A 20,863-nucleotide genomic window follows, 5' to 3' on the forward strand; every position below is an offset into this window, starting at 1 on the left:
GATCATTATGTTCGACTGGCTTCAATATTTTGCTGATTGGCTGATATATTCCCTTTTTTCAATTGAGCAACATACAAAATTAGGAGATGCTTTAAATTTCTTCGTATTTGACACTCTGAAAATTGCGTTATTGCTTTTTGTGATAACCACCGTAATGGGAATTGTTAATTCTTATTTTCCTGTTGATAAAGTACGTAATTTTTTAAGCCGCAATAAACTCTACGGTTTAGAATATCTGTTTGCTTCCATCTTTGGCGTTATCACGCCATTTTGCTCTTGTTCTTCCGTTCCTTTATTCATTGGCTTTGTAAAAGGAGGGATTCCGCTTGGGATTACATTTACCTATCTCATTACAGCTCCATTAGTAAACGAAGTAGCAATCGCCATCTTTTTAGGAGCTTTTGGATTTAAAATAACAGCCATTTATGTAGTGACAGGAATAGTTTTAGGTATTATTGGCGGTTTTACTCTGGGCAAATTAAAACTGGAGAAACACCTTTCTCCTTGGGTGCAAAATATTATTGCCAATGCACAAACCGAAGAAGAACTTGAAGAAGATAAACAAACATTAGCACACCGATTTCCAGACATTTTAAAAGAAGCCTACACTATTGTTAAAGGAGTTGCACCCTATATCATTATCGGTATTGCCATTGGCGGACTGATGCACGGGTTTATTCCAACGGGCTTTTTTGAAGCTTATATCAGCAAAGAAAATCCTTTTGCGGTGCCAATAGCCGTAATTTTGGGTATGCCAATGTACAGTAATGCTGCAGGAGTTATTCCAGTCATACAAGTGCTGGCAGCCAAAGGTGTTCCGCTTGGAACTGCAATCGCATTTATGATGGGAGTTATTGGCTTGTCATTACCGGAAGCAATGCTTTTGAAAAAAGTAATGAACTGGAAATTAATAACAATTTACTTTGGAACCATTGGCTTCTTTATGATTTTATCTGGTTATTTATTTAATGCAATCTTATGAAAATGAAAACACAAACACAGCTTTTCCTTGATCTCTGGCAGGAAGCCCGAACAAGGTTTACCAACCAAATCGAAAATATAACAAAACAGGATTTAGTGAAAAAGCTAGATACTGCTCCAAACTCCGTTGGTTTTCTTATCCGTCATATTGGCGATGTAGAACTTCTTTTTGCCAAAAATGTATTTGGTGAAGCCAATGTAAAAGTAGTGGCTAAAACACTAATTGAGAAACACGATACAGGTGAGTGGACAAATCTTCAGGAGTTAAAAGATTATATAGCGTATTCCTTTGAATCTTTAAAATCCATAGTGGAAAAACAAACTGATGACGACTGGGAAATTGTGATTTCCACAAACGAATTTGGCGCAAAAACCAAAGCCGAAGCTTTTGGCAGAATAATTTCACATACGGCTTATCATGCTGGACAAATGGCTATCGTCAATAAATATGGAACAAATTAAAATCAAATAAATTAATAATTAAATTTTAAACAAAATGAAGAAAAGCATTTTAACATCCGTTTTAGCAACCCTAATATTGCTATTTGTTTCTTATAATGGAAATGCTCAAACAAAAACAGCTGCTGAAAAAAATAATTCGACAGCAACTATCCAAGTGATTCAATTTCACTCGGAACACCGTTGTATGACCTGCAACAAAATCGAAGAATTAGCTAGGGTTGCTTTAAAAAAATATCCTTCAATTCCGTTTTCTTTGGTCAATGCCGACGACAAAAAGAACGAAAAATTATGTACCCAATTTGAAGCTTACGGAAGCTCCTTGTTTCTTTACAATACCAAATCCAAAAAAATAAAGAATTTAACCGAAATGGCTTTTATGAATGCGGGAGATCAAGAAAAATTTATCAAGGAATTTAATAAAAACATGGGCGCTTTCTTAAAATCATAGTATGGAGTGGATAAACGAATTGGCACAAAATCAAGAAATGCCGCTATTAGCGGCATTATCTTTAGGGTTATTGACAGCCATAGCACCTTGCCCGTTAGCAACCAATATAACGGCAACTGCATTTATTGCCAAGACCATTAACTCCCGAAAGAAAGTTTTATTGAGTGGCTTGCTGTACACTTTGGGAAGGATGTTCTCCTACTCCACCCTAGGCGTAATAATATATTTTGGTGCAAGCAAATTCCAAATCGCCAGACTTTTTCAAGGAAACGGAGAAAAGTATATTGGTTTTGTTTTAGTAATTCTCGGGTTAATAATGCTCGACATCATTAAGCTCAATTTTATAAAAGGAGGCAATTGGATTGAAAAACTTTCAGATAAATTCAAAACCAAAGGTTTACTAGGGGCTTTCCTTTTGGGAGCTTTATTTGCTTTGGCTTTTTGTCCTTACAGCGGCGCACTATTTTTTGGAATGCTTATTCCCATGACTATCAAATCTGGTTTGGCAATGCCTGTATTGTTTTCTATAGGCACTGGATTACCAGTTATTCTCTTTGCATTTATTATCGCTTTTAGTATGGAAAAGCTGGGAATATATTTCAAAGCTATAACGAAAATAGAAAAAGTAATGCGGGTTGCAGCTGGAATTATATTCCTGATTACGGGGCTTTATTACATCAGCATTTATTTTAAAATCACCGAATGAAAACTTTTTTTTAAATAATACTGTTCCTGTTAATTCAATTTTCAAAAGTGTAAAATAAAAGCCTTTAGATCTCAATTCAGAGAAGTGAGAAATATAGATTTCTTTTTGTTCACATTATTTATCCCCAGCTTTTGCAACTGATCCCATAAAATGGCACTTTTAAAGAAGTACATACTATCCATTTATCAAGAATTCAGAATTAACTCCATAATAACAAGTTACTTCCAGATCGAAAGTATTATTTGCCAATACCCTCATATACTTCCTTCACCACTAATGTAGCCGAAACTATTTTTGGCCACCCAGCATAGAATGCAAGTTGTGTTAAAACTTCGTCCATTTCTTCCTTGCTAATACCATGCTGTACTGCCCTTTCCATATATAGTCCAAGGAATTGTATATCACCTGCTGCAATCATTGCACATACTGTTGCCAGGCTTCTGCTTCTTGACGATAAACCTGCACGAAGCCAAACTTCACCATACAGCAACTCATTGGTATATTTAGCAAATCCTTCTGACATTGGCTCAATATTTTGTTGAATAAATCCAAGCCTGTTTTCATCACCCGGTAATGCCTCGTCTTTATTTAGCCTCAATGGGTCTGTAGATGGTAACTCAGCTTGTAAGATCCCTTTGCTTGCAAACAATTCTTTAGCAATACCTACAGCAGAAAATGCATTTGGCCATCCTGAATAAAATGCAAGGTGTGTTATAATTTCTGAAAGTTCACCCGGAGTAACCCCATTTTCTAATGCTTTAGAAAAATAATGCGGCATACCCACAGTATGATTACGGGCTATCAGACTTGAAATTGAGACAATACAACGGTCATGTTTTGACAGACCCGGACGTTCCCAAACTTCACCGACTAATTTTTCAACAGTATACTTGCTAAGCGTTGGTGAAACACTACTTAGAAAATCAGGAGCTATAGCTGGTTTTGAATCAGCATTCCCATCAGTATTTATTTTTAGGGCCTTAACTATTGCCAAGCCAACACTAGCCGCAGATTGTGGGTTTTGACCTGTAATCAATTTTCCATCAATAGCTATGTTATTACTCCAATTAGGCGAATGTTTATAATTTGCTCCATGCCCGATTAAGGTATCTTCAAGTAAGAATGGTACAACATTGGTAGATTGTACTTCTTCCTCTTCACCATTTGTAAATGCAGCTACATTTTTACCTGCAACTAAATAGAAGCCATTGCTTAATTTTACATTTACTAATGCGGCCGGACCATGACAAACTGCCGAAACAATTTTCCCTGATTCGTAAAACTGAGGTACTAATCTTAACACCGCTGGGCTATCTGCAAAATCCCACATTGTTCCATGACCTCCGGCAAAGAATATTGCATCATAATCTCCTGCTTTTGCGTCATCTAATTTTAAAGTGTTCTCTAAAGCATTTCTAAAATCTGCATCAGCCCAATATTTAGCATTTACCGGATCATTAAAGTCCTCTAATCCATCCAACGGTGCTTTACCACCTTTTATTGAAGCAATATTGACTATTACACCGCTTTCTTCAAGTTTTTCCAATGGGTGTGTTACTTCACTAAGATTAAAACCAGTAGGAATACTAGTATCTCCTTTTACATCGCAACTTGTTACAACGAACAAAACTTTTGCTGTTCCTTTTCCTTTATTCATTTTTTTAAATTTTAATCTTTTATTAATTATTTACAATACTTTGAAGAATTCTACCATCTTATTAACAGCTTGCTCTACATATTCCGGCACATCATACAAGGCGATATGGGTGGCGCCCTCTACAATGAATAATTCTTTTTCACCCTTTGCAAGATTATAAGCCTGCTCACTAAATATTCTTGTATCAGCTTTACTTCCGGCAATTAGTAAAAGTGGCTGAGTTAGAAAGTCACCGAGGTAATCAAATACAGAAAATGTCGTCATTTTGTCTATACTTGTAAAAAGGAAACGCCCCATAGAATTTGGATGGTGACCTCTTGGAGTTCTATAATAATCATAGCCTTCACGGAGCATATCAGGAGTTTGCTCATTAATATCTTCAAACTTTTCAGGAACGAAAGGAACGTACATCAGTTCAGCTCCATTTGCTTGTGCGGTTCTTTGGTATGCAACCATTTCAAGCGATTTAATCAGCTCTGAAACTGGCACCTCTACTCCAAATTGACTTCTGACTGCTTCGCCCATTGGAGTTCCACTAACTGCTACTACTGCTTTAAAACGTCGCTCTGTTTGTGCCACACTTAATGTATATCCACCACCTGCACAGATACCATATACTCCCATTCTTTCAGTGTCAACATAGGGCAATGTAGCTAAGAAGTCTGCTGCACAACGAGCGTCTTCAACACGAACAGCCGGGTCTTCAAGTAATCTTGGCTCACCCTCACTTGCTCCTTGATATGAGGAATCATAAACTAAAACAACGTAACCGTGTTTTGATAGTTTTTCAGCATACAAACCTATAGTTTGCTCTTTTACACCGCCCGCAGGATGAATGCCAACCAATGCAGGATATTTTTTATTTTCATCAAATCCTTCTGGTAAATGAAGGTTTGCAGCGAGTGTATTTGCTCTGTTTTTAAAGTTTACTGATTTAATCATTGTTTAATATTTTTTATTGTTGTAATAAATTATTGATACTGTTTTCATCTTATTATTAATTTTAAATCATTGAATTTTCCCAGGCTCCCTTAGTATCAATCCCAGTTTTATCGGCCAATTCTTCAATAAGTTTAATTTCTGATTCGGATAAATTGATTTTCATTGCGTTTTGAATATCATCTATTTGTGAAGTTTTGGTAACACCGATAATAGGAAGTGTATTTTTTGCAATAGCCCATGCAATTGCAATTTGGGCTGTAGAAGCATTTCTACTACTGCCAATTTCTTTCATGGCATTGGTTAATTCTTCCAACTGCGGAAGTACTTTATTGTAAGTGTTACCTCGTCCACTACCTTCCGGAAGCGGATTATGGGTGTTGTATTTTCCGGATAATGCACCTTGTTCCAGCACCATGTACGCAAAGAAAGTTATATTGTGCTTTTTGCAATAGTCTAATATCCCAGCTTCTTCGGACGAACGGTATAAAAGGCTGTAATGATTTTGCACTGCTGAAATCGAAAATCCATCTTTTGAAAGTATATCATTAGCATATTTGATTTCTTCCAAATTATGATTTGAAACACCAACATTTTTTACTTTACCACTCTTTAATAAGGGGATTAAATAAGGAGTCCATTTTTGAACATCTGTTGGATTATGAATCCAATAAATATCTATATAATCAGTCCCTAGGCGTTCCAAACTACTATTCAACATTTCTTCAACCGGATTTGAAGATGACCCGGCAAGTTGAGGAGTAAACTTAGTTGATAAAACTATTTTTTCACGTGGATAGTTTTTTATGGATTCACCTAAAATATTCTCTGATGACCCCATACCATAAACTGCTGCTGTGTCCCAAAGTACTAGGCCTGACTTATATGCTTCGTCAAAAACCTGTTTTACATCTTCAGAGTTCAAATTATTCCCAAAAACCTGATCCCCTCCGGCAAAGCCTGTCCCCCAAGACCAAGTACCAAGTGCTACTAATGGTAAATTTTTCATTGTGATTGTGTTTTAAATTGTGAAGTAAAATTACAATCACCACAAGAGTATTAATTGTACAAAACGGCTAACTTTAAAAGAACGGAGATAGTCTCAAAAAAGAGTAAGTGACATCTTTAATACAATGAAATCCTTTTTTTATCACCTATTGCTATGGGCAGGACTTCTGTCAGTTCAAGAGATTTTACCATATTCTCAACGGTAGATTTATATTTTTTGAAATGAAGTGCTTGTGTGTGCTCTTGATAAGCTGCTACGCTGGCATAAGTTTCTAAAATTGTAATATGAGCAGGATTATTTTTGTCCTGAACGGCTGAATATGCCAATACACCCTTTTCAAGTTTCAAGGCGGTTTTCATTTGCTCTTTCAGGGCAACTTTATAGTTTTCTAATTGGGTACTGTCCACCACAATTTTTGCAATACGCATATAATTGTTAGATGCTTGTGCAGAAACTTTAGCTGAAATAAATAATGACATAACCACAATTGTTAAGATTGATTTTAGTTGCATACCTAAATTATTTAAGGATTCATTCTTTTGAAAATACCTTGCAATTGTTCTGACCCGGCTTTTGACATCATTTCGCTAAGACCAAAAGTCAATTCGTTTTTACCTTCTTTTATTTGCTGAAAAATGGCATCAATAAAATCACTAACTGGTGGAAACTCATCGTGCAAACCAGCACCTCCAAGATCAGTATTCAATGCAGGTGGAATTATTTCAATCACTTCAATATTCTGAGGCAAAAGTAAATGTCTTAATGATAATGTTAATGAGTGAAAGAAGGCTTTTGTGCCACAATATACAGGCATTTGGGCCATTGGCGTAAACGCTAAACCCGATGTTACATTGATTACAGTATTTAAATTTTTCAACTGAGTAAATAAGGTAATTAAATGCAATGGTGCTAATACATTAATATTTATTTCAGTTTGTGCCTTTTCGTAATAATCTTTATCCATTGGATGAACTCTGTTTTGAATACCTGCATTATTTATCAAAACATTTAAGTCGCTGTGATTTTCGGCAATCCAATTATATAAATCAATACGGTCTGCTTCATTTGCTAAATCGCAAACTTTTGTTATTACGGAAGGATACTTATTTACAACTTCTTGTAACACATCTTGTCTTCTGCTACAAATAATTACTTGATTTCCCTCAGCAATAAATCTTTCGGTTAAACCTAAGCCTATTCCTGTAGCTCCGCCTGTTATTAGAATTTTGTTATTTGATAGTTTCATTTTCTTATTATTTTATAGTTTAAACCTGTTGGGTGAAATTATTAAAAACGGTTCTCGATAAATTTTTTGTTCCGTTTTACTACACAAAAAACACTCGAACTGACGTTTTTAATAATTTATAATCAAAATTTTAATTAAAAGATGTACGAAATTCTAAAGGAGACAAACTAGTTCTGGCTTTAAAAAGTTTACTGAAAGATTGTAAATGCTCAAAGCCCAATTCGTAAGCTATTTCACTTACTGTTAAATTTGTGGTAGATAGTTTTTCCTTTGCTTTTTCAATTAGTTTTTCGTGTATATGCTGTTGAGTGCTTTGCCCTGTATGGGACTTCAACAATCCGTTTAAATAACTTGGTGATATATTGAGTTTCTCAGATACATGTTTTACTGTTGGCAATCCTTTTTGCTTTGCTAAACTATCATCGAAATAATTGTTTAATAATTCTTCTAATTGACCCAAAACTTGATGATTGGCTATTTTTCTTGTGATAAATTGACGCTGATAAAACCGCTCCGAATAGTTCAATAAAGTTTCTATTTGGGATATGATAATATTGTCACTGAATTTATCAATGTTTGACAAGCATTCCTGCTTAATATTCTGTACAATTTGGCGCAAAGTGTTTTCTTCTTTTTCTGAAAGGAACAAGGCTTCATTTGTAGCATAATTAAAAAAATCGTATTTTTTTATTTGTTTTGCCAAAGAAGTATTCCATAGAAAATCGGGATGAAACAACAGAAACCAATCATCAGGATTCTGAATTGAATGTTCTTTTATATCAATTCCAAAAACCTGATTAGGTGCCATAAAAAACATTGTTCCTTCATCAAAATCATATTTTCGTTGTCCATATTTTAATTTGCCATCCATTTGCTTTTTAATGAAAACCTTATAAAAGCCAAGTGAAACATTTAAAAAAGCCTCTTTTTCAATTGGGATACCCGTGTAGCCATCTATCACACTTATTAGTGGGTGAAAAGGTGGTGGTAAGCCTCTTTTTTTATGATACTCACTAATAGATTCTATCTTTGTCAGGATACTACTTTTCATTATACAGAATTATGCTTTTCTTTTTAACAAGTACAAATTTGGGCAATTTAGAAATATACTATTTAGCTTAATCAACTTTTTGTTTAGTCAAAAGATGTAGTGTTTATTTTTAAAATACTTAATCCGTTATTTAACTCAAACTTTCAACTTCAAAAGTTTCTCTGCATTCCTGTAAGCTATTTTCTCTTTTGCTTCGTTGGGGATAGTGAATTCAGCAACTCTTTGCGAAATTTTTTTTAGTACAAAATGCTCTTCAATGGTAATTATTTTTTTTAATGGCTTCATTTTATTTTTATAACTGGTTTGTCCAAATACTGATTCACTATTTATAGCAGAACTTATTCCCACTAATCCTGCGGCATTTAAAAAATCTCGTCTATTCATCAGAATATTTTGTCACATTACCTTTTTTTGAAAATACTGCAAAAGCATAATTAAGCTGTATAAATACTAATAAACCAATACTTAAATAAGCATTGATAAAACAACACAGTGCCGCAATAGTATATAGTATTTGTGATTCAATTATTCTGTTTTTAATTGATTTAGTTACTTCTTTTTGCTCAGTATCATTAATGCTTAAAATGTTTTTTTTCTTTGCGTAATACCAATTGATCCCTAATAATTGCCCCAATAAGCTAAGATTGAACCAATAGATAAAAATTGAAAACTTAAAGTGGATATATTGGCTTAAAAAAGCTGTTGTAAAAGGCATTATTGAGATTGCCAGTAAAAAAAATAAGTTTATCCAGTTCAGGTTTCTATCGCTCTTGCTAATATAATGAAATTGACTTGATTGAGCCAGCCAATAAATACCCATAGTAACAAAACTCAGAAAGTAAGTGAGTAATTTAGGTGTAAGCTGAAGAAATGTAGTGATAAGATCTTTTTCGCTATGTATCAAATCATTTACAGGTACTTTAATATCTAAAGCCAGAAAGGTTAAGGCAATGGCGAATACACCATCGCTTATGGCTTCAATTCTTTGTATACGGAATCCTGAGATTAAATTGTATTTATTCATTTTGCCAAAAATTACTTTTGGCAAAAATCTCTATAATTCTGGGTAAATAAATTGTACAAAACGGCTATTTTTTAAAATAACGGTGGCGGAAATGCCAAACATTCTTTTAAAAAATCGGTTAAAATGAGATTGGTCGGTAAAACCATATTGAAGCGAAGCATCAAAAAAAGTTTGCTTGCTTTGTATTACAGAGGTTAGTACTGCTTTTATACGTTTCCAAAGAACATATTGCGAAAAAGGCAATTCTACTTGCTCTAAAAACAAGTGACGTGTTCTTTCCTGTGACAAATGAATATGATTTGCTACTTTTTCTAAAGTTAGGCTTTCACTTAAATTTTGATTAATAAATTCCTTTGCCTTTATAATTCGATCATCTGTGCTTTCTTTTGTAAGTGGTTTTATAGAAAGGCTAAAAATATCGTACAGCAAATTATCCGACAAGTTTTTAACATCAGTAGTAGTTAAATCAGGCTTAGAAAAATCCACCTCTAGTTTATCCAATTGTTCTTTTGAAAGGATGGTTTCAATATCAATAAAAATTTCTTTATTCAAAATTTTTTTAAGCTGTTTTCCAAGGAAACTTTTACTTTCTATATAATAAACTAAAAAACTCCCAATAGGTGCAGTGCAGGAATGCCTGGTGTATTTGTCAATAATAAAACCTTTTAGATTTTTATATTGTTTATTTTCTATTACACTATCATAAGTGAATTTTGTGCTTACAACGATTTGATAGCAACTATGATAATGTACATCTACCCTAGAAATATCAGTATAGAAGCACATTACATTTGTTGTGTCAATATTTACCATTTTACCTTGATTTGGAATGTAAATATAGTTTTTTATATTACATCACAAAGTGTGCATACTGATGCTGCTTCAGCTTTGCTGACTCGAAAATAAACTTTTCATTATAATAGCTCCTTTTTGCAAGCCTCTTATCCTGAAACTTACCTGCAAAATCTAATTCCATTCCTTGCTATAATAAAGCACTCATAGTTTTTATTTACATGTTCGGAAAGAAAAATTATATATTTTTTTAGACAAAAAAACTATGTTCAAAATAAATTAAGAAGTAGGCCAGTTTATTTCAAACTACCGTTAAATCAATATTATCAAGCAATTTTCCAATGTTTTGAAGTTTTATACTTGCCAATTTTTGAGCAATAGTAATACTTTCAACAATGGTTTTACTGTTCAATTTTGCATACAGAAAACCACTCCAAAAAACATCACCAGCACCGTATTTGTCTCATGACCAATAAAGTCAATTAGTACTTCGCCGATGCATATAATGTCTATGGTTTTCTTCATTTTAAACTAAAAAAATAAAATTTGTATGTATGCTTTGATGTAAAATCACTGCTGTTGCTGCACTCCATGCGCAAAAAGGAACTCCATTTGGTGGCTTTTGTTTCACTGTTGAAGTTTTCATAGAAACTATAATTCTCTATGGCATTTGCTTTATTTATGCTGTTTAATATCATTTCATCCTTATTTTTTTGTTTTTTGAAACCAAAGCCAGAGAATTGGCAAAAGCATCAAATTGCGTTTTATAACCAGCTGGATAAAAAGAACATGGCATGAAATCTTGAATTTTTACCTTATTATATGCTCTTTCGTAGTATTTCTCTCCAATAGAATTTGATGTGTAATTAATCTCAATTTGTTCTGTTATTTTTTCAATTCATCATAATAAAAAACTATTTCTTTGGATGGTACGTTTTCCTAATCCACTCACTGCTAGAGTAAAAATATATCGGCTTCTAGAGACATAAATTGTCCCCATTTTGTCTGTAAATTTTCTGAACTCATAATTTCATTTAACTACTTGTTAATCTATTGAATATAAGCAAAATACATGTGTTTTAAAACTGGTTTAAACATGTTTTTTATGAGCCAAAAACTACTAAAAACCTTATTGTTATGACCTGCGTTTCTTTATTTTTGCAATTACAGAATTGTATTCCCTGGTGTTATATTCTTAACCAATTCTCCACCTCTCCATTTCAAAATTATTTTTAAAGGTACATTTGTCTGGATTTTTAAAATTGGCTTTTTGGTAACATTATTTCTTTTCATACAATGAATATCAAGTAAACCAGATTTGCCATAAGGGTATTTGTTTATACCATATTCATCAGTTAAGTTCACATCAATTATTAATTCATTATTTGGCACATTAGGACGTATGCCAAATACGTATTCAAATAATACATTGATTGGGACTAAACCTGTCCAGCCAACAAAATTTGAATGGTCATTCCCTTGCGCTTTGTCCGGTGCATAGTTTTCCCAAAAAGTATTTGTTTTGTCAAATACTTCCACAACATTATTCAGGTGATTGATGGCAATCTGATAGGCCAACGGATCGAAACCGTATTTAGTGAGACCGCGTAATACCATGTAATTGGTAGGAGCCCAAACAGCTCCATTCCAATACCCACCGTCAGGATTAAAATTTGCATCATCGGCCGATAGGGTTGGAACCATGTGCTTACGTGCAAACATTGAAGTATCCTGAAGATGTTTAACAAAATCATTAATTCTATTTTCCGGAACTGCACCTGCTAATAATCCCCAATAGGAAGCTATACTTTTAGTTTTGCTTAAATCTCCATTTTTAAATCGATCAAAATAATATTTCTCTTTTTCATCCCACATATAATTGTTTATTTGACTGGAGAGCTTGTCAGTTTGGTTTTTAATATCAACAACATCGTTCTCACGCCCCAGCACTTTGGCCATTTCGATAAGTATTTTAGCAGAATAAACTTCTTGAAATGAAGTGTCAATCCATGACAAAAATCCGTGACTCCATGCCGCATTAAAGTTTTTTGCCATTCGGTGTTGATTATCCATTCCACAGCCCCATCCACTTGAGTAATAGGTTCCATCAGGCCAGGAACGATAGGTATAAAACCATTCATAATAAGCCAGAAGTACCGGAAAAACATTTTTTAACCTATCGGTATCATTATAATTTAAAAAATACTCCCATTCCGACCATGGCATAATATTAGGACCGGTGCTGGAAGGATCAAAGCGTTCGAAACAATCACTGCCGTCACTCTCTCTTATTTCACGACAGATAAATCCATCACTATGCTGCTTTGCATAAAAGTTATTTAATGTATTTTGGAAATTAAATACAGATTTGGCGTATTTACCATACATGGTCATAAAACTACAGTCCCACATAAAAATATTTCCGTTAAAAGCCGGATCGATAAATGGTGAAACAAAACCACTACTTTTATTGACTTGCTTAAGATTTGAAAAAGCAATTTCCCATGCTCTCCAATAACATTTTATCACATCAGGTCTGACATTCCAAAAAGGCTCTGGTAATCGTTCTTTTGCTTCAACAAAAGCAGGAGGAAGGGATGTATCAATAGCCTTCCCTATATAAGGATTTAGCTCAACTAACTTATTTTTTACGTGTGTATCGGCATAAGGTTGTCCAAAACATGTAAAACCCCATAGATTAATGATTAAACTAAAAGCTATCAATTCAGCAGTTCTTAGAATCTTGGAATTTCTCATATTAATTTTCATCATATTGGAATAATTTGTAAAATGATTCTCGTTTTAACATTGATTGTGGTTTAAGCATAATGCGTATGATTCTCTCAAAGAGAATATTATTTATCCAAAACTGTTGCTAATCAAGGAAACCTTAAAATTAATAAACTAATGTTTGAATTGCATGCGCAGGAATTACTACCACTGTTTTTTCTGAAGCAATGATCAAATTATACGTAATCTCTTTATCAGACTGATTCATGACTACAGTAGCTATTTTCCCATCCATATTTAGGAATGAAGTACTTAACAAACTGCTTCTGCTTACTGCTGTACTTATTCTTTTGGCATCAGGGTGAATAAATTTAGAGAAATGACCGATATAATAATAACTAGGGGTGTAAATTAATTCCCCTGAATTGATGTCAGCATGAATTGGAGCAAAACAAAAATTGCCCACATGGTTTGGACCTCCGTTTTGGTCCAAAAGAATATTCCAGTCTGTCCAGCCAACAGTTCCATTATTGAAATCATTAATCATAGAAATTCCATATCGTTCACCGTTTGCCCAAAATTGATATTTTTTGGCATCAAAACTCTCAACACAACCTTCAGTAAACAATAAATTTTTAGTTGGATATTCTTCCTTAACTTTACGAACATTATCAAACATGGATGCTCCTCCTGCCCAGGATTCATACCAATGAAATCCCATTCCCCAGGCATATTTTGAAGCTTCCGGGTCTGAAAAAATAACATTCGCTCTTTGATTTATCAAATCACGATTGTGATCCCAAACCACAATTTTTTTATCTCCCAAGCCTTCTTTTTTCATTGTTGGTCCAAGAAAGTTTTTCAGGAAATCTCTTTCAGCTTCAGCTGTATAGACGCAAGATTCCCAAGTTTGAACCGCCATAGGTTCATTTTGAACCGTAAGACCCCAAATTGGGATTCCTTCTTTTTCATAAGCTTTGATAAATTTTGTGTAATAATTTGCCCAAGACTGGTAATACTCCGGCAATAATGTACCACCTTTTAACATATGTTTATTGCTTTTCATAAAGGCCGGTGGACTCCATGGCGAAGCATAAATTGTTAATTTTCCCCCAGCAGTTTTCATGGCTTCTTTAATCATTGGAACACGATATTGTCTGTCGTGGTCAATACTGAAAGTCTTTAAATCGGTATCGCCTTCTTTGATATAAGTATAACTTCCACTGCTAAAATCTGAACTGTGAATTGTTGTTCTTAGCAATGAATAGCCTATCCCTTTTTCTTTATCATAGTAGGCGTTCATAAATTCTTGTTGCTTGTCTTTGGTCAATTTTGCAAAAACCTCAGCACTGGCGTCGGTAATTGCGCCTCCAATTCCCAAAAAGGTTTGGAACGTTTTTTTAGGTTCAACAAAAACGGAGACTTCGGATTCTAAAGGTTGTTTAGACGCCGAGAAAACTAATTTATCCGTAAGTGTCATCCTTAATTTTGTATTGTCTGCCGTGGTGTAAACGGTAACTGTTTTGCCACTTACTAAAAATGGTTTTGACTGGATTTTATTTTTTTGCTGGGAATATGTGTTGAATATAACCAGCAAAATCATTGCTAACATTGTTGCTTTCATAATTTATTTGATTGTTATCCTTATTTTTTCCGAAATATTATTTGATGAATTCCCTATATAAATTAGATAATCGCCTTTTTCCAGATTCCAATTTGAAATAGATTCATCATAAAAACTCAAACTATTTACGTCAATCGAAATTGTAAAATCAGCAGTTGAACCTTTTTTAACTGCAATTTTTTGAAAACCTTTCAACTCTTTTTCAGCTCTTTTAACTTTTGAATTTAGTTTTCCAATATATACTTGTATTACTTCTGAACCATCCCTGTTTCCGGTATTTGAAACATTTCCTGAAATTAAAATGGAATCGTTTTTCGCATATTCTTTCTTGTCTGTATTCAATTTCGAAAACTCAAATTTTGTATAAGACTGTCCTTCCCCAAAAGCAAATAAGGGCTTAATTTTCTTGGTATCGAACCATCTGTAACCAACCAAAATGTCTTCTTTGTAGTATTGATTGATACTGTCTCCAGGGTAGCTCAATTCTCCAAAAGAATGTGCCGCATTATCGCTTAATTTTTTAGGAAATGAAAAAGGCAGTTTTCCTGAAGGATTTACATCTCCACTAATCACATCGGCAATTGCATCCCCGGCAACACTGCCTAAATACCAAGCCTGCATTAAAGCTTTTACCTTAGAAATCCAGGGCATTTCAACAGCATTTCCACTTACTAATACAACTCCTGTATTTGGATTAACTTTTAAAAGTTCATTTAATAATTCGTCTTGTCCAAATGGTAATTTATACTCTTTTCTATCCGATCCTTCACAATCCTGAAGGTGATTTTTATTTAATCCGCCAAAAAACAATACAATATCTGCTTTTGAAGCTGCTTCAATTGCTTCTTGTTTTAGTTTATTTTCATCTAATCCTGAAGGAATAACCCTGTCATAGGCTGAAGGACCAGAGGCATAACCCATTGCGTGAATTATAGTGGCGTTTTTATATCGATTTTTCAATCCCTCCAAAGGAGAAATTTCTGTTTTGGCTTTCAATTCAGATGAACCGCCACCAATTGTCATTGGTTTTGTTGCATTTTCGCCAATAACTGCAATTGTTATTTCTTTTGAGTCATTGATGGGGAAAAAAGAGGCCTCATTTTTTAATAACACAATCCCTTCACCCGCAATTTTTCTGGCAACAACTATATGTTCCTGATTATTCACTCTTCCAAAAGGACGATTCGAAGCCATGTTTGTACGAAACATTAATCGTAAAATTCTTCTAACTTTATCATTTAAAACTTCCTCATCAATTTCGCCGCTTTTAAGTAATTTTAAAAAAGGATCAGCCAAATAATAGGAATCGTAAGCATTTTTTGTAGATGTTGTCAACCCATCAGTGCCAGTTCCCATTTCTATATCTAAACCATTAAGAGCCGCTTGTTTTGTATTATGTACGCCGCCCCAATCAGATATGACTACGCCATCAAAATTCCAATCTTTCTTTAATATAGAATTCAATAATATGCTATTATGACCGCAAAACTGACCTTTATACAGGTTATATGATCCCATAATTGACCAAACTTTTCCTTCTTCAACTGCTGCTTTAAATGCCGGTAAATAAATTTCGTGTAAGGCTCTGTCACTTACTTCAACATTTATATGACCTCTCCATAATTCCTGATTGTTGAGAGCATAATGTTTTACACAAGCAGCAACTCCATTTTGCTGTACGCCCTGAATGTATGGAACCACCATTTTCGAAGCCAAAAACGGATCTTCTCCCATATATTCAAAATTTCGACCATTTAAAGGGGAACGATACATATTCACGCCCGGACCTAATAACACATCCTTTTTTCTGTAACGAGCTTCTTCGCCAATACTTATTCCATAATCTTTAGACAAATTAGGATTAAATGTTGCCGCTAAACAAGTCAATGCAGGAAATGCAGTTATAGAATCGTTTGTCCATCCGGCATATCCCCAATTATCCCAATTAATTTCTCCGCGAACTCCATGAGGACCGTCAGACATCCATAATTCGGGAATGCCCAGTCTTTCGACTCCTGGAGTACTAAATTTAGATTGTGCATGACACATTGCCACTTTTTCCTCTATGGTTAAAGAAGAAATTATATGGTCTATTTTTGCTTCTACAGATTTTGTATTATTAATATCTTGAGCATTAGCAGTTATAACTGTCATTGTACAATAAATTATTAGTAATAATTTATTTTTTAAAATATTCCTAAACATAAATTTCAGTATTATTATTTGTTATTTAAAAAATGAAAAAGCCATGCTTCAAAACACTGTTTTTTAGCTAATTAAGACTAAAGCATAAGTAACCATTGATGAGTTTTTTTGCATGACATTATTTTTATGGTAATTAAAATAATAATTTTATAGAAAATGACCCATAATCAAAAGAGAATGGGCCATTCTACTAACTCAAACATTACTACTAATCCTAATTTTGTGTGAGCACATTATTATTGTTAATCTTTACAGCTGGTATTGAATATAATTTATATTTTTCTGCAAAGTTGCCATTATAATTTTTTTAAGATGCCGGTATTAATTTAAAATACCAAGCCCTTCCAGCTTCTGTTGCTCCTACTCTGATATACATATACGTTGGTGTTAAAACCAGAATTTCATATTCTTTCTGAGAAGATCCCATTCCAATATACGTATTAACACCCGCTAATAGGATACTTACCTGAGTAGATGGGGAATTTTCAGGTTTAGATGGAATAGCAGGCGCTCCTGATGATGCTGGAACGAAACTAAAACTAGAAGTTCCTCCGCCATAAGAATAGCATCCTTCTCCACCTGATGGAATTCCCGGAAGAGTTGTCGACGAACCTCCTTGTGTAAATGCCCCTTGTGGTGTGGCTACTTGTAAGGAATACGTTCCTGAAGCTACAACTTTAGAAAAAGTAAAAATGGTGGAATATAAACAATCTGCTTCACCTACTTTTTGATTTACTCCGGCTGACCACCAATTTGGATAAATCGATTCTGCATCGAATGCACCTGTAGCAAAATGCCCTGGTACACTTTTATCAACAATCCAGGATTTTGATGAATTGTTTGTTAAATTTGTAACAATGGCAGGGTCAACGGTAAAATCACTTCTTACCGTAACCTCCTTAGTAACATTTGTAGAAGAGCCGCCTTTACCATAAGCCACAACAGTAATCCTGTAGGTATTTACCCCAACAGTAGTGAATTTCTTGGTTGTAGTACCATTAGGTAAATTCACTAAATCTACTGCTGTACTGGCATCATAATCTATTTTATACCAAAGAGCATTATCTCCTGTTACAGAAATTTTTACGCTCCCCGAACCATCACCGTTTGGATGCGCTGCATCCTGTCCAATAACTTCTGTTTTGACAGCAATGTTTGATGGAGCTGTTAAATCTCCTAACGCATAGTCTTCCTTACTACAACTGTTTAATGTTAGAAGCAACACAAGAAAAACTCCAAAATTGAATTTTATATTTGTTTTCATATATGTAAAATTTATTTGATTAGTGGTCATATATGTTATCGCCTTTTTATTTATTAGTGTTTGCTTACGCAAACTTATTGTTAATGGCGATTTCATAGTTTTGTTTTAATTTGTTAATCTAATGTTATCCAAGTAAATAACTTCACCAACTCCTGAATCCGAATCATTGTAGCGCAAAACAAGCTGTGTAAATTTGGCTCCAGCAGGTATTCCAGAAATAGTGCCATAATCAAATACAATTTCTTCCCAAGCACCAGATGTAGCGAACGGCGCTTTTAGTACTGCAATCCCATTTCCTGGAGCTCCATCTACAGCCCATTCAAATTCAATATTTAATTTTTTACCAATATTTACAGGATTCGGATTGTAAGCCAAAACTTTGATTTTTTTTCCATAAGTAAAATTGACAGGGATATTCAATGGACTATAGGTACCGCTCCATGTAGCAGCTCCAACTGGTTTTGTATATTTAGCGACAGTTGCACTTGTATTTAAACCGGCAGCGTTTGGATTTGCCACTTTAGAAAAAGTCACATCACCAAAAGTTCCAAAAAAGTAATCTACTGCTCCGCTTTCAAAATCTATAGGCAATCCGAATAATGTTTTTGTCCATTGGGCTGTTGCAGCACCACCACTTTGAGCTATTACTTTCAAAACAAACGGACCTCCAGTTGCTGGGTAAGTATGAGCTGGCAATTCTTGGTCTATAGCCATAGGTGTACCTACTTCATTCGCGACATCTCCATAATATACTAAAAATGATTTAGCGTATAATGCCTCAGCTTTTACCTTCATTTCCCAAGAAGTAGTAACTTTTAATTTTTCAGGCACTCTATATACAACCTCTAATGGAAATGTTTGTTCCGTTTTAACACCAGAAATTGAAGTGGCGATAATTTTCACCGTGTATTTCCCTTCTGGATAAGCATGGGTTGTACTTGCTCCGGGAGCAATTGTCGCTGGTAATTCGGTACCTTCTCCATAAACTACTTGAAACGAAGTCGCACCATCAGCTGTTGGAGTTATTTTTACTATTCCCGAATTATCAGTACTGATGTCAAATATTTTATTGACATTCGCTGACGAATCAGTACCCAAAAGATCAATATCCTTATTAATTCCCTCAACAGTACAACTTATAGTGACAGCCAGTAAGAGTACAAAGCTGAAAATAGATTTTATTTTTTTCATAATTTTATCTTTTACTAATTATATCCAGGATTTTGTTTCAATTTAGTTCCTTGAAGCTCACTAGTTGGTATTGGCCAAATTTCATCTTTACCAGCAGCAAATCCTCTATTTGCTAATTTAGTCGCGGCATCTCCCCACCTTACTAAATCAAAGAATCGGTGACCTTCTCCTGCAAGTTCCATTCTTCTTTCGTTTTTAATAGCAGCAAGTGTAACCGGAACAGATGGCAAACCAACCCTTGCTCTTACTGCATCCAATAATGCTTGTGCTCTTGCACCAGAACCCAATGCTTCTGCTTCCATTAAATATGTATCTGCAAGTCTAATCACATAAGAATTCTGTTGGTAATTTATCTCTACAGCTCCACCACCAGTGGTCTTATCCGAATTTCTTGGCATAAATTTATTTAAGAAATACCCTGTATCCTGATAGCCTTCAACATAATCTGCCTGACCTGCTGCTTTTATTGCTTTCATGTCAAATATTGTTGCTCCAAATCTTGGGTCTGTTTTAATAGCATCGTACAAATCCTGCGTAATAACATCAAAGCTCCATCCTGGTGCCAAGTCTGCGGCAGTGGAACCTGAAGTTCTTGAGTAATTTCTAACCCCTACCATAACATTCAATGTATTTCCTTCATCCATTCCAGAACCCCAAAACCACCAATCAGAATTACCTTTATTTGTATGTGATACTTCTAAAAGTGACTCTGCATTAAATTTGTTGGAAAACACCCATAAATCACTATAGTTAGATAATAATTTATTGCCGTATTGATTTGCTGCACCCGGTGTACCATTTACCTGAGCCAAAACTGCGGCAGCTTCAGCCTTTTTGTTATCATATAAATATACTTTCCCAAGCATTGCTTGAGCAGCACCTTTGGTAATGCGTCCACCATCTGTTGCAACTGGAACACTAGTTGGCAAAACAGGTATTGCTTCTAATAAATCTTTTTCTATTTGGGCATAAACTGCTTCGGGAGCGGCCTGTTCTACGTCATACATATTAGTTGCAGTCAAAGGATCCAATAATAATGGAACATTCTTGAAGATTCGCACCAAATTGAAATAATAGATAGCGCGTAATGCTTTTGCTTCAGCAGCAAATCTGGCTTTCAGATTATCAGACATAGCAACATTTGGCAATTTTACAAGCAACATATTGGCTCTGAAAATTCCCTGATAATGGTCAGTCCAAAAAGGTCTTAGTACATTTATTGAAGTTAGCGTGTGTTTAGAGAAAGCTTGAATTCCCTCTCCGTCTGTAGCACTGCCACCACCTGCATAATGATCATCTGAACCTGCATTCATTACGGCAATCATATTTTCAAAACTGCCTGAATTTTTTCTGATTATATCATATACTCCAACAAGAGCAGCTGTTGCCTGTGCTTCATCTGCATAATAATTATCTGAAAGGAAAGATCCCTTTGGTTTTATATCCACAAACTCCTCAGAACAAGAACCTAAGGAAATCAGTGCTATCACAATAAATAAATATTTAAATTTTATCGTTTTCATAATTCTTGATT

19 protein-coding genes and 1 pseudogene are annotated in these 20,863 nt (G+C 34.5%); 4 read left to right on the plus strand and 16 right to left on the minus strand.

Going from position 1 to position 20,863, the window contains the following annotated elements; genetic code table 11:
• The first annotated feature begins 7 nt into the window (after positions 1-7).
• From CLU83_RS07450 to CLU83_RS07465, 4 genes are read left to right on the plus strand one after another with little or no spacing between them, the layout of a single operon-like run.
• Positions 8-982, plus strand: coding sequence for a permease (locus CLU83_RS07450; RefSeq protein ID WP_100431026.1), 975 nt, complete (start codon positions 8-10; stop codon positions 980-982).
• 2 nt (positions 983-984) lie between these two features.
• Positions 985-1,443 (plus strand): DinB family protein, encoded by a 459-nt coding sequence (locus tag CLU83_RS07455; RefSeq protein ID WP_100433656.1) that lies wholly within the window; start codon positions 985-987, stop codon positions 1,441-1,443.
• Positions 1,444-1,477: 34 nt separating this feature from the next.
• Entirely contained in the window at positions 1,478-1,891 is a 414-nt protein-coding gene (locus tag CLU83_RS07460; RefSeq protein ID WP_100431027.1) for a nitrophenyl compound nitroreductase subunit ArsF family protein, read from the plus strand.
• Between the two features lies 1 nt (position 1,892).
• Positions 1,893-2,597 (plus strand): aromatic aminobenezylarsenical efflux permease ArsG family transporter, encoded by a 705-nt coding sequence (locus CLU83_RS07465; protein WP_100431028.1) that lies wholly within the window; start codon positions 1,893-1,895, stop codon positions 2,595-2,597.
• Between the two features lie 238 nt (positions 2,598-2,835).
• On the opposite strand, the gene CLU83_RS07470 is transcribed toward CLU83_RS07465, so the two are convergent.
• The 16 genes and pseudogenes from CLU83_RS07470 to CLU83_RS07545 form a co-directional block, all read right to left on the minus strand.
• Entirely contained in the window at positions 2,836-4,254 is a 1,419-nt protein-coding gene (locus CLU83_RS07470) for a carboxymuconolactone decarboxylase family protein (protein WP_100431029.1), read from the minus strand.
• A 30-nt stretch (positions 4,255-4,284) separates the two neighbouring features.
• Entirely contained in the window at positions 4,285-5,196 is a 912-nt protein-coding gene (locus CLU83_RS07475) for an alpha/beta hydrolase (protein WP_100431030.1), read from the minus strand.
• A gap of 61 nt (positions 5,197-5,257) precedes the next feature.
• A complete protein-coding gene (locus CLU83_RS07480) occupies positions 5,258-6,202 on the minus strand; it encodes an aldo/keto reductase (protein WP_100431031.1) in 945 nt (314 codons plus the stop codon).
• A 116-nt stretch (positions 6,203-6,318) separates the two neighbouring features.
• A complete protein-coding gene (locus CLU83_RS07485) occupies positions 6,319-6,714 on the minus strand; it encodes a putative quinol monooxygenase (RefSeq protein ID WP_198512268.1) in 396 nt (131 codons plus the stop codon).
• Positions 6,715-6,725: 11 nt separating this feature from the next.
• Positions 6,726-7,448: an SDR family oxidoreductase gene (locus CLU83_RS07490; protein WP_100431032.1), complete on the minus strand. Its 723-nt coding sequence runs from the start codon at positions 7,446-7,448 to the stop codon at positions 6,726-6,728.
• Positions 7,449-7,578: 130 nt separating this feature from the next.
• A complete protein-coding gene (locus CLU83_RS07495) occupies positions 7,579-8,499 on the minus strand; it encodes an AraC family transcriptional regulator (protein WP_100431033.1) in 921 nt (306 codons plus the stop codon).
• A gap of 135 nt (positions 8,500-8,634) precedes the next feature.
• On the minus strand, positions 8,635-8,883 hold the full coding sequence (locus tag CLU83_RS07500) for a hypothetical protein (RefSeq protein ID WP_198512269.1): 249 nt from the start codon (positions 8,881-8,883) through the stop codon (positions 8,635-8,637).
• On the minus strand, positions 8,876-9,523 hold the full coding sequence (locus tag CLU83_RS07505; protein WP_100433658.1) for a TMEM175 family protein: 648 nt from the start codon (positions 9,521-9,523) through the stop codon (positions 8,876-8,878). The genes CLU83_RS07500 and CLU83_RS07505 overlap by 8 nt, the downstream gene beginning before the upstream one ends.
• A 30-nt stretch (positions 9,524-9,553) precedes the next feature.
• A complete protein-coding gene (locus CLU83_RS07510; protein WP_157802028.1) occupies positions 9,554-10,075 on the minus strand; it encodes a helix-turn-helix transcriptional regulator in 522 nt (173 codons plus the stop codon).
• Between the two features lie 541 nt (positions 10,076-10,616).
• Positions 10,617-10,760, minus strand: a pseudogene (locus tag CLU83_RS07515) (carbohydrate kinase); the annotation flags it as partial.
• A gap of 719 nt (positions 10,761-11,479) precedes the next feature.
• On the minus strand, positions 11,480-13,087 hold the full coding sequence (locus CLU83_RS07520; protein ID WP_100431036.1) for a trehalase family glycosidase: 1,608 nt from the start codon (positions 13,085-13,087) through the stop codon (positions 11,480-11,482).
• 124 nt (positions 13,088-13,211) lie between these two features.
• Positions 13,212-14,669, minus strand: coding sequence for a glycoside hydrolase family 30 beta sandwich domain-containing protein (locus CLU83_RS07525; RefSeq protein WP_100431037.1), 1,458 nt, complete (start codon positions 14,667-14,669; stop codon positions 13,212-13,214).
• A 3-nt stretch (positions 14,670-14,672) separates the two neighbouring features.
• Entirely contained in the window at positions 14,673-16,823 is a 2,151-nt protein-coding gene (locus CLU83_RS07530) for a glycoside hydrolase family 3 protein (protein ID WP_232727010.1), read from the minus strand.
• Between the two features lie 358 nt (positions 16,824-17,181).
• Complete coding sequence (locus tag CLU83_RS07535) at positions 17,182-18,138, minus strand: hypothetical protein (RefSeq protein WP_100431039.1); 957 nt, start codon at positions 18,136-18,138, stop codon at positions 17,182-17,184.
• A gap of 105 nt (positions 18,139-18,243) precedes the next feature.
• The gene (locus tag CLU83_RS07540) at positions 18,244-19,329 is read right to left on the minus strand and encodes a hypothetical protein (RefSeq protein WP_100431040.1); all 1,086 of its coding nucleotides are present in this window, start codon (positions 19,327-19,329) and stop codon (positions 18,244-18,246) included.
• Between the two features lie 14 nt (positions 19,330-19,343).
• Positions 19,344-20,852 carry a RagB/SusD family nutrient uptake outer membrane protein gene (locus CLU83_RS07545; protein WP_100433659.1) on the minus strand — a complete coding sequence of 503 codons (1,509 nt, stop codon included), beginning with the start codon at positions 20,850-20,852 and terminating at the stop codon, positions 19,344-19,346.
• Between the last annotated feature and the right edge of the window lie 11 nt (positions 20,853-20,863).

The sequence above is a fragment of the Flavobacterium sp. 1 genome, from assembly GCF_002797935.1.
Taxonomy (GTDB): domain Bacteria; phylum Bacteroidota; class Bacteroidia; order Flavobacteriales; family Flavobacteriaceae; genus Flavobacterium.